Annotated in this window: 16 protein-coding genes; 12 read left to right on the top strand and 4 right to left on the bottom strand. The window is 69.9% G+C overall.

Annotated elements, in window-relative coordinates; genetic code table 11:
- Position 1: 1 nt before the first annotated feature.
- Genes G6N49_RS11615 through G6N49_RS11590 form a run of 6 tightly spaced genes read left to right on the top strand, consistent with a single transcriptional unit; the run spans position 2 to position 2,232 of the window.
- Positions 2 to 259, top strand: coding sequence for a gas vesicle protein GvpG (locus G6N49_RS11615; RefSeq protein WP_011559734.1), 258 nt, complete (start codon positions 2 to 4; stop codon positions 257 to 259).
- A gap of 8 nt (positions 260 to 267) precedes the next feature.
- Positions 268 to 600, top strand: coding sequence for a gas vesicle protein GvpO (gvpO, locus tag G6N49_RS11610; RefSeq protein ID WP_011559735.1), 333 nt, complete (start codon positions 268 to 270; stop codon positions 598 to 600).
- Positions 597 to 977 (top strand): gas vesicle protein, encoded by a 381-nt coding sequence (locus G6N49_RS11605; RefSeq protein ID WP_011559736.1) that lies wholly within the window; start codon positions 597 to 599, stop codon positions 975 to 977. Before gvpO ends, G6N49_RS11605 begins: the two co-directional genes overlap by 4 nt.
- Positions 967 to 1,758: a GvpL/GvpF family gas vesicle protein gene (locus tag G6N49_RS11600; protein WP_083045124.1), complete on the top strand. Its 792-nt coding sequence runs from the start codon at positions 967 to 969 to the stop codon at positions 1,756 to 1,758. Before G6N49_RS11605 ends, G6N49_RS11600 begins: the two co-directional genes overlap by 11 nt.
- Positions 1,751 to 1,945, top strand: coding sequence for a gas vesicle protein (locus G6N49_RS11595; protein WP_011559738.1), 195 nt, complete (start codon positions 1,751 to 1,753; stop codon positions 1,943 to 1,945). Before G6N49_RS11600 ends, G6N49_RS11595 begins: the two co-directional genes overlap by 8 nt.
- The gene (locus G6N49_RS11590) at positions 1,942 to 2,232 is read left to right on the top strand and encodes a gas vesicle protein K (protein WP_011559739.1); all 291 of its coding nucleotides are present in this window, start codon (positions 1,942 to 1,944) and stop codon (positions 2,230 to 2,232) included. Before G6N49_RS11595 ends, G6N49_RS11590 begins: the two co-directional genes overlap by 4 nt.
- Positions 2,233 to 2,236: 4 nt before the next feature.
- On the opposite strand, the gene mbtM is transcribed toward G6N49_RS11590, so the two are convergent.
- The 3 genes from mbtM to G6N49_RS11575 form a co-directional block, all read right to left on the bottom strand.
- Positions 2,237 to 3,823, bottom strand: a complete 1,587-nt coding sequence (gene mbtM / locus G6N49_RS11585) for a long-chain-fatty acid--ACP ligase MbtM (RefSeq protein ID WP_179967834.1) — start codon at positions 3,821 to 3,823, stop codon at positions 2,237 to 2,239.
- Between the two features lie 145 nt (positions 3,824 to 3,968).
- Positions 3,969 to 4,277 carry a GlsB/YeaQ/YmgE family stress response membrane protein gene (locus G6N49_RS11580; protein ID WP_011559741.1) on the bottom strand — a complete coding sequence of 103 codons (309 nt, stop codon included), beginning with the start codon at positions 4,275 to 4,277 and terminating at the stop codon, positions 3,969 to 3,971.
- A gap of 79 nt (positions 4,278 to 4,356) precedes the next feature.
- The gene (locus G6N49_RS11575; protein WP_011559742.1) at positions 4,357 to 4,977 is read right to left on the bottom strand and encodes an antibiotic biosynthesis monooxygenase; all 621 of its coding nucleotides are present in this window, start codon (positions 4,975 to 4,977) and stop codon (positions 4,357 to 4,359) included.
- 117 nt (positions 4,978 to 5,094) lie between these two features.
- Between G6N49_RS11575 and G6N49_RS11570 the strand changes: the two genes are divergently transcribed.
- The 6 genes from G6N49_RS11570 (at position 5,095) to G6N49_RS11545 (ending at position 11,360) form a co-directional block, all read left to right on the top strand.
- Positions 5,095 to 5,496, top strand: coding sequence for a secondary thiamine-phosphate synthase enzyme YjbQ (locus G6N49_RS11570; RefSeq protein WP_011559743.1), 402 nt, complete (start codon positions 5,095 to 5,097; stop codon positions 5,494 to 5,496).
- Between the two features lie 86 nt (positions 5,497 to 5,582).
- The gene (gene alaS, locus G6N49_RS11565; protein WP_011559744.1) at positions 5,583 to 8,276 is read left to right on the top strand and encodes an alanine--tRNA ligase; all 2,694 of its coding nucleotides are present in this window, start codon (positions 5,583 to 5,585) and stop codon (positions 8,274 to 8,276) included.
- Between the two features lie 4 nt (positions 8,277 to 8,280).
- Entirely contained in the window at positions 8,281 to 8,790 is a 510-nt protein-coding gene (ruvX, locus tag G6N49_RS11560; RefSeq protein WP_011855534.1) for a Holliday junction resolvase RuvX, read from the top strand.
- Entirely contained in the window at positions 8,783 to 10,030 is a 1,248-nt protein-coding gene (locus G6N49_RS11555; protein WP_011559746.1) for an endolytic transglycosylase MltG, read from the top strand. The genes ruvX and G6N49_RS11555 overlap by 8 nt, the downstream gene beginning before the upstream one ends.
- Before the next feature lie 85 nt (positions 10,031 to 10,115).
- Positions 10,116 to 10,934, top strand: a complete 819-nt coding sequence (locus tag G6N49_RS11550; RefSeq protein WP_179967748.1) for a shikimate dehydrogenase — start codon at positions 10,116 to 10,118, stop codon at positions 10,932 to 10,934.
- Positions 10,935 to 10,943: 9 nt separating this feature from the next.
- On the top strand, positions 10,944 to 11,360 hold the full coding sequence (locus tag G6N49_RS11545) for a prepilin peptidase (protein WP_234786783.1): 417 nt from the start codon (positions 10,944 to 10,946) through the stop codon (positions 11,358 to 11,360).
- Between the two features lie 14 nt (positions 11,361 to 11,374).
- Here G6N49_RS11545 and G6N49_RS11540 read toward each other — a convergent pair whose 3' ends face one another.
- On the bottom strand, positions 11,375 to 12,400 hold the full coding sequence (locus G6N49_RS11540; RefSeq protein WP_083045126.1) for an NADPH:quinone reductase: 1,026 nt from the start codon (positions 12,398 to 12,400) through the stop codon (positions 11,375 to 11,377).
- Positions 12,401 to 12,402: the final 2 nt, after the last annotated feature.

Here is a 12,402-nt window from a genome sequence, read left to right as displayed (position 1 = left end):
GATGGGACTGTTCTCGGCCATCCTGCTCGCCCCGCTGCTTCCGGTCCGCGGGGTGATCTCGTTGGCCGAGGTGATCCAGCGGCAGGTCGAGCAGGAGATGAACGATCCGGCGAGGACTCGTGAGCAGTTGGAGGCGCTCGCCGAGGCCCGTGATTCCGGTGAGATCTCCGCCGAGGAAGAGAAGGCGGCGCAGCGAGAGATCCTGGCGGAGCGGATGGAACCGCAGACTCCCGAGGCGACACCGCCTGAAAGTGGGTGACGGACATCATGGCAGAACGCACACGCGCCCGGCCGACCGACGACGGCGGTGCCGACCCTCCGCCGCTGACGGCGCGGGAGGCGATCGATCTCGCCCGCGAGCAGATCACCGATCTGCTCGGACGCGAGGAGGTCCAGATGACCTCGGTGGCGCCGACGCAGGAGGGTGGGTGGGTGATCGAGGTCGAGGTGGTGGAAGACCACCGGATACCGTCCTCGTCGGACATCCTCGCGCTGTACGAAGTGGAACTCGACGCCGACGGCGAGCTGCTCACGTACCGCCGGACCCGCCGGTACGGGCGCGGACGCACCGGTAACGGGAACGGGGGTGGTCTCGAGTGACGCTTGCCGGCGACGACAGTTACTCCCCGGTGCCGCGGAGCTCCGGTTCGCCTCTGAGCAGCCCACAGGGCACCAACCTCGGCGACATCCTGGAGCGGGTGCTCGACAAGGGGATCGTCATCGCGGGCGACATCCGGGTGAACCTGCTCGACATCGAACTGCTCACCATCAAGCTGCGCCTGGTCATCGCATCACTGGACACCGCAAGGGAAGTGGGCATCGACTGGTGGACCCACGACCCGTGGCTGACGGGCAACAAGTCTGCGCTGCAGTTGGAGAACGACGAACTGCGGTCCCGGATAGCACAACTCGAGATGGGCAACGGCCGCCGTGCGGCGGTCGAAGTGGACTACGTGGAGCCCGAGGATGTCGACTGACGGGACCGGTGTCTGGGCGTATGCGATCTTCCCCGATGACTCGGGGGACGAGCGCGTCGCCGGCCTGGTGGGGGTCGCCGGCGAACCGGTTCGCGTGATCAGCGGCGCGGGGCTCGCCGCGGCGGTCGGCACCGTCGGACTCGACGAGTTCGGCGAGGAGGCGTTGCGGCGCAACCTCGAGAACCTGGACTGGCTGGGTGTCAAGGCGCGTGCGCACGACGCCGTCGTCTCCACGCTCGCGCGCTCCGAGCCGGTCATCCCGGTGCGGATGACCACCGTCTACCTGACCGACGAACGGGTGCGGCGGATGCTCGAGAACGGACGAACCGTATTCCGCGCCGCGCTGGACCGGGTCACCGGCCGGGTGGAGCTCGGCGTCAAAGCCTACGCCGACCCGAAAGCACTTGTTGCCGAGGATGATCCGGTTCAGGAACCGGGCGGTCGCGGATCGGGTGCGGCCTACCTGCTCCGGCGCAAACGCCAGCTCCACAGCCAGGAACGGGCGCACGGGATCGCGGCCGCCGCAGCGGAGCGGTTCCACCGGGCTCTACTCGCGGGCGCGACCGACGGTAAGCGCAAACCGGTGGCCGACAACAGTCTCTCGGGCCGGTCCGGCTGGACCGTGCTCAACGGCACCTATCTGGTGGATGTCGACCGGGTCGACGAGTTCCGCAGCATCGTGACGTCTCTCCAGAGCGACTCCGACGGAATCGAATTGGAGATCACCGGGCCGTGGCCGCCCTACTCGTTCACCGGGGATGTGGTGTCCGCCGATGAGTGAGGTTCTGCCCGCCGACAACAACCGCGAGATCGCGCTGGTCGACCTCCTCGACCGGGTGCTCGCGGGAGGCGTGGTGATCAGCGGTGACATCACCCTGTCGATCGCCGACGTCGACATGGTCGTCATCTCGCTACGGACGTTGATCTCGTCGGTGGGCACGCTGCTGGGACCCGAGGACCTCGAGTGACCGGCCCCACGCCGCGGCAGCGGATCAACTCGGATCCGGAGAGCGTCGAGCGCGGTCTGGTGAGCCTGGTGCTGACGCTGGTCGAGTTGTTGCGCCAGTTGATGGAACGCCAGGCCATCCGCCGGGTCGACAGCGGCGACCTGACCGACGAGCAGATCGAGCGGATCGGGACCACACTGATGTTGCTCGAGGAGAAGATGGAGGAGTTGCGGGAGCATTTCGGTCTCGAACCCGAGGACCTCAACATCGACCTCGGACCGCTGGGGCCGCTGTTGCCGCGCGAGTGACGCGTCAGCGGGGCTGCGGTTCCGTGCCGGCTTCCAGACTGTGCTTGACCGCGAGGCGGCGCAGCTTGCCCGACGACGTGCGTGGCAGCGAACCCGGTCTGACGAAGACCACGTCCGAGGGCACCACACCGCATTGCGACGCCACCTGTTGCACCAATTCGCTTCGCGCACCGGCCTCGTCGCGACCACGGAACTCCGCCGCGATGACCAGGCCCGGCCGGATCGACCCTTCCCCGGTGCCCACCGCGACGACGGCTCCCTCCCGTACCCCCGGCACCTGGGCGGCCACCCGTTCGATCTCGGCGGGGAAGATGTTGCGCCCGGCCACCGTGATCAGTTCCTTGGCGCGGCCGCACACCACCAGCGCACCGTCGACGAGATAACCGAGATCGCCGGTGGCGAACCAGGTCTGCGCATCCAGCGATGCGCCGCCGACGTAACCCGACATCATCGAGGAGCCGCGGATCTCGACCTCGCCGACCTCGCGCCCGGACACGTCGGCGTCGCCCTCGCGCGGTGAGATGCGCACCTGCATACCGGGAATGGCATGACCCAGGACCGCGTGTCGGCGCAGCGACACCCCGTCGTCCGTGCCGACCGCCACCTCGTCGGTGCGCAAACCGTCCCCGGGCTCCGGAACCGTGACCGCACAGGTCGACTCCGCCAGTCCGTACGACGGTGCCAGGGCGCCCGCGGAGAATCCGAATCGGCTCATCGCGGTGGCGAACAGCGCGGTGAGTTCGCAGTCGACCGGCTCGCCGCCGTTGAGCGCGAACCGGACGTTCGAGAGATCGACGTCGGTGACACGGCGGGCGTACTTGCCGATCATCCCGAACGCCATGTTCGGCGCCGCGGTGATGGTCGCGCGGCTGTCGCTGAGCCAGTTCAACCACCGGAAGGGTGACGCCTGGAATGCCGATGTGGGGGCCTGCCATGTCTCGACTCCGGCGAGCGCCCCGGTCAGCAGGAAGCTCAACCCCATGTCGTGGTAGAGCGGCAGCCACGAACACCCGACGTCGTGGCCCCGCTCGAGACCGATGCGGGCGCTGAGGCCGGTGAGGTTCGCGAGTACGGCATCGGGTGACAGTCGCACCGTGCGAGGCGTTCCGGTCGAACCGGCGGTGCCCTGCAGGATCGCGACGTCACCGGTGGGCAGTGACGCGTCGAGAGGCGCCGACCGGTTCGGTCCGGCCCATGTCGTCACGTCATGGACCGCCGCGGAACCGTCGGCGACGCGCAGGTGTCCCAGGTGGCTGCCGTGTGTCAGGACGTGGCTGACTCCCGCACCGGCGAAACGGGCCAGGGTGTTGTGCGCCCACTGGTCGGCGGCGGCGCCGCGGACCGGTCCGGGTAGCACGGACACGCCTCGCCCGGCCAGGAAGGACCCGACGATCGCGGCGACGAACTCGACGTTCGGTTCCCCGATCACACCCACCGCGGACGCGTCGGCGTCGCCGATCCGTTCGGCGACGTTCATCGAGCGGGCGAGCACCTCTGACCACGGGTGGCGCCGCCACGCCCCGCTCTCACGGTCGAGCAGCACCAGATCGGTGTCGGCGGCGGCCATCGAATCGGACAGCGCCGATGCCAGGGGGTTGGTCCTCAGCGTCACGCACGCACAGTACAACCCGAAGATAGGTGAGGCTATGCTCAGTCCCGCATATCCGCGCTCGAAGCGGTCTGAGAACGTCAGAGCCCGGCCGACGGGTGTCGGCCGGGCTCGTCGGGGTAAAGGGTCAGCGCATCATCGGGCGCCGCCGGCCGCCCATCACGCCGCCGCGGCGGCGACCCATCAGCGTGGCCACCAGGGCTACACCGATCATCGCGACGACCACCTGAACCAACAGTTCCAGCCAGTCGACGCCGCTGGTCGCGGTGGGCAGACCGATCGCGCGGGCGACCGCTGTACCGATGAGGGCCGACACGATGCCGACCAGGATCGTCACGATCATGCCGATGCTCTGCTTACCCGGTAGCAACAGACGGGCGAGCACACCGACGACGATGCCGATGAGAATTGCGCTGATAACACCGGTGACTGTCATGGTTCCTCCAAGAGGTGTGGGTGCCGCGGAGATACCCGGGCAGCGCCACGAATAAACGCGCGCGTCAATCGCATGTGCGTCAGGCCATTTCGGGGACGCGCAGGTTCGCGATCACCAACTCGAACTCGCCGACGTCGAGTTGGTCGGCGCCGAGATCGCGCAGCCGGGCGGTGCGCAACGAGCGGGCCTGATCGCGGGTGCGGTCCATCGCTCCCATCGAGTCGAACGACACCGAGGAGACCGCCCGCCCCGAGGTGCGGTCGATCATCAGGCTGGCGCTGCAGAACCCGTCCAGTTCCTCGATCGACGGCAGCACCTCTGAGCGGTAGAAGGCGACCGCCTGATCGAACTGTTCTGGGCGGGCCCTCAGCCAGGTCGCCCGTACCCCGGCGCCGGCGCCGGCGCGGTGTTCGCGGTGCAGGACCGCGATCTCCCACTCGTCGACGACCGGAGTGCCGCCGAACACCTCCGCGGCGCGCTCGCGTACCGGCCGCACCCGCTCCTCGGCGGCGTGCATCGCCTCGACCGACTCCCAGGCGGTGGTCGCGATGCACCGGGACGACTCCCGATCCACCAGAAGGGACAGCCCGACACAGCCGTCGACGTCGCGCAGTACCGGCATGACCTCGTTGCGGATGTGAGCGACGCCGGCGTCCACCGCGTCCGGTCGTGCCTCGATTGTGGTTGTGCGTGCGAACACAGCCTCACCCCCTTCGGGTGACGGGGCAGCGCCCCGGTGGCGCCACCGGTTCCCCTCTCACTGTCCTCCCTCGCATCGGACCGGGCAATGGTCTGAGCGGCTCGTACGCTGAGGTTCATGGACACCGATCTCCTCGACGTGGACACCTCCCGGCGCCGCATCGTCGATCTGACCGACGCCGTCCGGTCGTTCTGCGGGCAGCGCCGCGACGGCCTGTGCAACGTGTTCGTGCCCCACGCCACCGCCGGGGTGGCGCTCATCGAGACCGGATCCGGTTCCGACGACGACCTGCTCGACACGCTCGAACGGCTGCTCCCGCGCGACGACCGCTACCGCCACGCGCACGGCTCGCCGGGGCACGGCGCCGACCATGTGCTGCCCGCGTTGATCTCACCGTCGGTCACGGTGCCGGTGCAGGACGGCCAACCCCTTCTCGGGACGTGGCAGAGCGTGGTGCTCGTCGATCTCAACAGGGACAATCCCCGCCGCTCCGTGCGGTTGAGCTTCCTCGGACGGTGAGCGCGGTCGTCGACCGGACGGCGCGGCAACGGCGGCGGGTACTGTAGATCGGTCGAATTACCCAACCCTTTAAGGATGCCCCAGACGTGCAGACACACGAGATCAGGAAGCGCTTCCTCGATCACTTCGTGAAAGCGGGCCACACCGAGGTGCCGAGCGCCTCGGTGATCCTCGACGACCCCAACCTGCTGTTCGTCAACGCCGGCATGGTGCAGTTCGTCCCCTTCTTCCTGGGCCAGCGGACCCCGCCCTACCAACGGGCCACCAGCATCCAGAAGTGCATCCGCACGCCGGACATCGACGAGGTCGGCATCACCACGCGCCACAACACCTTCTTCCAGATGGCCGGCAACTTCTCGTTCGGCGACTACTTCAAGAAGGGCGCCATCGAGTTCGCCTGGACGCTGCTGACCAACCCCGTCGACCAGGGCGGCTACGGGTTCGACCCCGAGAAGCTCTGGGCCACCGTCTATCTCGACGACGACGAGGCGATCCAGCTCTGGCAGGAGGTGGCCGGGCTGCCGCTGGAACGCATCCAGCGCCGCGGGATGGCCGACAACTACTGGTCCATGGGCATCCCCGGGCCCTGCGGTCCGTCCTCGGAGATCTACGTCGACCGCGGCCCGGAGTACGGCATCGAGGGTGGCCCGGAAGCCAACGAGGACCGCTACATCGAGATCTGGAACCTCGTGTTCATGCAGAACGAGCGTGGCGAGGGCACCGGGAAATCCGACTTCGAGATCCTCGGCCCGCTGCCGCGGAAGAACATCGACACCGGTATGGGCATCGAGCGGGTGGCCTGCCTGCTGCAGGGTGTGGACAACGTCTACGAAACCGACCTGCTGCGGCCGGTCATCGACGCCGTCGCCGCACGCGCCCCCCGCGGTTACGGCAGGGGCAGCCACTCCGACGACGTCCGCTACCGCATCATCGCCGACCACAGCCGCACCGCGGCCATCCTGATCGGCGACGGGGTGAGTCCCGGTAACGACGGCCGCGGCTACGTGCTGCGCCGGTTGCTGCGCCGGGTGATCCGCTCGGCGAAACTGCTCGGCATCGACGACGCCGTCGTCGGCGACCTGATGGCCACCGTGCGCGACGCGATGGGCCCCTCGTATCCCGAACTGGTCACTGATTTCGACCGGATCCAGCGCATCGCGGTGGCCGAGGAGACCGCGTTCAACCGCACGCTGAGTTCCGGATCGCGGCTGTTCGAAGAGGCCGCCCAGTCGACGAAGGCCGCCGGTGCCGACCGGCTCTCTGGCCGCGACGCGTTCACGCTGCACGACACCTACGGTTTCCCGATCGAACTGACCCTCGAGATGGCGGCCGAGGCGGACCTCGCCGTCGACGAAGAGGGCTTCCGCAGCCTGATGGCCGAGCAGCGGCAGCGCGCCAAGGCCGACGCCGCCGCCCGCAAACAGGCGCACACCGACCTCACCGCCTACCGCGAACTGGTCGACGCCCACCCGACCCAGTTCACCGGATTCGACGAGCTGACCACCGAGGCGCGCATCCTCGGGATCTTCGTCGACGGCCGTCGGGTCCCCGTCGTCGGGCACGACACCGCCACCGCCCAGCACCGCATCGAACTGGTCCTCGACCGCAGCCCCTTCTACGCCGAATCCGGCGGCCAGATCGCCGACGAGGGGACCATCACCGGCACCGGCGCGTCCCAGACGGCCAAGGCCGCGGTGTCCGATGTCCAGAAGATCGCCAAGACGCTGTGGGTGCACCGCGTCACCGTGGAGTCCGGCGAATTCGTCGAAGGCGACACCGTGACGGCGGCGGTCGATCCGCGTTGGCGGCACGGCGCCACCCAGGGCCACTCCGGGACCCACATGGTGCACGCCGCGCTGCGGCAGGTCCTCGGGCCCAACGCGGTGCAGGCCGGTTCGCTCAACCGGCCCGGTTATCTGCGCTTCGACTTCAACTGGCAGGGTGCGCTCACCGACGATCAGCGCACGCAGATCGAAGAGGTGACCAACGAGGCCGTGGAGGCCGACTTCGAGGTGCACAGCTTCACCACCGAGCTCGAGAAGGCCAAGTCGATGGGCGCGATGGCGCTGTTCGGCGAGGCCTACCCCGACGAGGTCCGGGTGGTCGAGATCGGCGGACCGTTCTCGCTCGAACTGTGCGGCGGGACGCACGTGCGCAGCTCGGCCCAGATCGGGCCGGTCACCATCCTCGGTGAATCCTCGGTCGGATCCGGCGTCCGGCGGGTCGAGGCCTACGTCGGCCTGGACTCGTTCCGCCACCTCGCCAAGGAGCGCGCGCTGATGGCCGGGCTGGCGTCGTCGCTGAAGGTGCCCTCCGAGGAGGTTCCCGCGCGGGTGGCCGGTCTCGTCGAGCGCCTCAAGGCCGCGGAGAAGGAGCTCGACCGGATGCGGCTCGCGAACGCGCGCGCCGCGGCGGTCAACGCTGTCGCGGGTGCCGAGCGGGTCGGTAAGGTCCGACTCGTGGCGCAGCGGATGGCCGGCGGTATGTCGGCGGGCGATCTGCGCACACTCGTCGGTGACATCCGCGGCAAGCTGGGCGGCGACCCGGCTGTGGTCGCGCTGATCGCCGAGGGCGACAACGACACCGTGCCCTTCGTGGTGGCCGTCAACCCGGCCGCCCAGGATCTGGGGCTGCGCGCCAACGAACTGGTCAAACAGTTCGGCGCGGCGGTGAACGGCCGTGGGGGCGGCAAAGCCGATCTGGCGCAGGGTTCCGGTAAGGGGGCGGCGGGCATCGACGCGGCATTGGCTGCGTTGCGTGCCGAGATCGACAGGAGCTGACCTCGTGACCGACAGCGACCACCGCCTCCCCGATCGCCCCGGAGAGGGCGATCCGGGCCGCGGCCGGCGGATCGGCATCGACGTAGGCTGCGTGCGGGTCGGTGTGGCCACCAGTGATCCGGACGGCGTCCTGGCCACCCCGGTGGAAACCGTGCGCCGCGAGAAGAGCTCGGACCGTCACGTGCGGCGGTTGGCGCAGCTGGTGACCGAACTCGAGGCCGTCGAGGTCGTCGTGGGGTTACCGAGGACGCTGGCCGACCGCACCGGACCGGCGGCCCACGACGCCATCGACGTCGCCGAGGCGTTGGCCCGGCGGATCGCACCGGTTCCGGTGCGGATGGCTGACGAACGGCTCACCACGGTGTCCGCGCAGCGTTCGCTGCGCGAGGCGGGCGTCCGCGCCAAGGGGCAGCGGGCCATGATCGACCAGGTCGCGGCGGTGGGAATCTTGCAGAGCTGGCTGGACCAGCGGCGCGCGGCTCTGGCCGCGCCCGGAGAGGGCGGGCATGGCTGAGGACTGGCGTCACGACCGTGCCGAACCCGTGGCGGTGGGACCGCCGCGGCGCGGCATGAGCCGTTCGGACCGGATGCGTCTGGAGCGGGGCCGCAGGAAGCGCCGGATGGCCGGTGCCCTGTCGCTCGCGCTGCTGATCGTCGTCGTGGTCGGAGCGGTCTTCCTCGGTTCGAAGCTGTGGCACAACATGTTCGGCGGCAACAGCAACGACTTCGCCGGCGAGGGTGTCAACGACGTGGTGATCCAGGTCCACGACGGCGACTCCACGACCGCCATCGGTCAGACGCTGCACGACAACAACGTCGTGGCGACGGTCAAGGCGTTCGTCGAGGCGGCGGAGGGCAACTCCGGGATCACCGCCATCCAGCCCGGTTTCTACAAGGTCCGCACCGAGATCCCGGCCGCCAACGCGGTCGAACGGCTCACCGACCCGCAGAGCCGGGTCGGCAAGCTCGTGATCCCCGAGGGCCGTCAACTCGACGACGTGTCCGACGTCAAGACCAACGCCGTCACCGAGGGCATCTTCACACTGATCTCCAAGGCCACCTGCGTCGACCTCGACGGCGAGCGGCAGTGCGTCCCCGTCGACGAACTCAAGCGGGTCGCCGAGACGGCGGCGCCGTCCGCGCTGGGCGTCCCCGAATGGGCGGTGCAGCCCGTCACCGCCATGGGCGACGACCACCGCCGCCTCGAAGGGCTCATCGCACCGGGCAGCTGGAACATCGACCCGTCCGCGACACCGCAGGACACCCTCGCCACGCTGATCCGCGCGAGTGCGAACCAGTATGCGCAGAGCGGCTTGCTCGAAACCGCCACGGCGATGAACCTGTCGCCGTACCAGGTGCTGACGGTGGCGTCGCTGGTGCAGCGCGAGTCGAAACCGGAGGACTTCGCGAAGGTCGCCCGGGTGATCTACAACCGACTCGCCGAGAACCGCACCCTCGAGTTCGACTCGACGGTGAACTATCCGCTGGACCGCATCGAGGTCGCCACCACCGACGGCGACCGCGGCCAGATGACCCCGTGGAACACCTACGTGCGGCCGGGTCTGCCCGCCACTCCCATCTGTTCACCCAGCCAGCCGGCCCTGGTCGCGGCCGAGAAACCCGCGGAGGGGGACTGGCTGTACTTCGTCACCATCGACCTGCAGGGCACCACGCTGTTCACCCGGGATTACAACGAGCACCTGGCCAACATCGAACTGGCGCAGCGCAACGGTGTCCTCGACAGTGCCAGATAGGCGGCTCGCCGCCGTGCCCGATAGGCGGCTCGCCGCCGTGCCAGATCGGCGGCTCGCCGCCGTGCCAGATCGGCGGCCCGCCGCCGTGCCAGATCGGCGGCCCGACAGCGCGCGTAAGGCGGCCGTCCTCGGCTCACCGATCGCGCACTCGCGGTCACCGCAGTTGCACCTCGCGGCCTACCGTGCGCTCGGCCTGACCGACTGGACCTACGAACGCATCGAGTGCACCGCCGAACAACTGCCCGGGCTGGTCGGCCGATTCGGCCCGGAGTGGGTCGGGGTCTCGGTGACGATGCCGGGCAAATTCGCCGCGCTGCGCTTCGCCGACGAACGCACCGAACGCGCGGAGTTGGTCGGGTCGGCCAACACCCTGGTCCGCACACCGAACGGGTGGCGGGCCGACAACACCGACGTCGACGGTGTGGCCGGGGCGCTGGGAAACGTCGACGGGCCGGGGATCGCCGTGGGCTCCGGCGGGACCGCTCCGGCCGCCGTGGTGGCGCTCGCCGGACTCGGCGCCACCCGTCTCACGATCGCCGCCCGCAACGCGGACAAGGCGGCGTCGCTGGTCGACCTGGCGCACCGCCTCGGCGTCACCGCGCGGTGGTGCGACCTCGACGACCCGGACCTGACCGCACTCGCGGCGGCCGCCGGTGCGGTCGTCAGCACCGTCCCCGCCGACGTGGCGCAGCGGTATGCGGCGACGTTCGCGGGCACGCCGGTCCTGCTCGACGCGATCTACGATCCGTGGCCGACACCGCTGGCGGCGGCGGTGCAGGCCGCGGGCGGCCGCGTGATCGGCGGGCTGCAGATGCTGCTGCACCAGGCCTTCGCGCAGGTCGAACAGTTCACCGGCCTGCCGGCGCCGAAAGAGGCGATGAGGGCGGCGCTGCAGACCGCTTAGCCTCGATTCGTGGTGGCGGGCGTCGTGCTGGTGTGGCTTAGCGCGCTGACCGTGTACGACCTGCGGTGGCGCAGGCTGCCCAACTGGCTGACCCTGCCCGGCGCCACGGTGATCCTGGTCGGCGCGGTACTGGCCGGCCGAGGGACCCCCGCCGCACTCGGCGCCGCGGCGCTGTTCACGCTCTACGCCGCCACACACCTGCTTGCGCCCGCGGCGATGGGCGCAGGTGACGTGAAGCTCGCCCTCGGGGTGGGCGGGCTGACCGGTGCGTTCGGCGCCGACGTCTGGCTGCTGGCCGCACTGGCCGCACCGCTGCTGACCGCGATCTGCGCACTCGCGACGCTCACCCGGCGCGACCGCACGGTGCCGCACGGCCCGTCGATGTGCGCGGCGAGCGCGGCGGCCGTCGCGTTGGTGGTGCTCTGACGGCGGTCGGCGGGTCAGTCGCTCACCCGCACCAACACCTTGCCGGTCACCCCGCTCTTGACCGCATCGTGGGCACCCGCGGTTTCCTCGAGAGCGAAGTAGTGCAGCGGCAGTCCGTTCTCTTCGCCGACGCCCATCGCACCGTCGCCGACCGCCGCGGCGACGTCCTCGCGCGCGTTGGCCAGCGCGTCGTCGCCGACTGTGTAGAGGACCAGGAACTGGTAGCGGGCGTTGACCCACATGTTCGGGATGATGTCGAGTTCGACGCTGCTCCCGCCGTCGTTGGCGTAGATCGCGATCGTCGCCCGGTTCGACACCACGGCCGCGTCCAGCGCGGCGTTCGGTGCCGGCGCCACCTCCACGACGATGTCGACGCCGTCGGGGGCCACCTCCCGGATCGCCGCCGCGGTGTCGCCCGCCCTGTAGTTCACGATGTGGTGGGCGCCGGCCGCCGCCGCCAGCGCCTCCTTCTCGGAGGTGCTCACGGTCGTGATCACGCGCGCGCCCGCCCACCGGGCCAGCTGGATCGCGGCATGTCCGACGGCGCCCGCGCCGCCCGCGACGAGCACCGTCGCTCCCTCCAGCGCCCCGGGCCGCAACCGTGACGGCCAGCCCTCGGCGACCGTGAGCGCACGGTGCGCGGTGATCGCGGGCACCCCGAGGCTCGCGCCCACCTCGAAGCCGACGCCGTCGGGAAGCGGCACCACCGATGCGACGGGCAGCACGAGGTACTCCTGCGCCGTACCGTCCGGGCGTTGGTGTTGCGCCATGAACACCCACACCCGGTCGCCGACGGACAGTTCGGAGACCCCGGCGCCGACGGCGTCGACCACGCCGGCGCCGTCGTGGTGGGGGACGACCTCGGGGTATTCGAGTTCCTGACCCGGCGCCGCGCCCCTTCGGTGCTTCCAGTCGGTGGGATTGACCCCGGACACCACGACGCGCACCCGCACCTCCCCGGCGCCGGGTTCGGGAAGCGGACGGTCCTGCAGCTGCAGTACGGAACTGTCTCCCGTGCGGGAGTAGGTGATCGCCTTCATGG

This window comes from Mycolicibacterium monacense, assembly GCF_010731575.1.
Classification (GTDB): domain Bacteria; phylum Actinomycetota; class Actinomycetes; order Mycobacteriales; family Mycobacteriaceae; genus Mycobacterium; species Mycobacterium monacense.
This window is presented reverse-complemented; position numbering and strand designations above follow the sequence as displayed.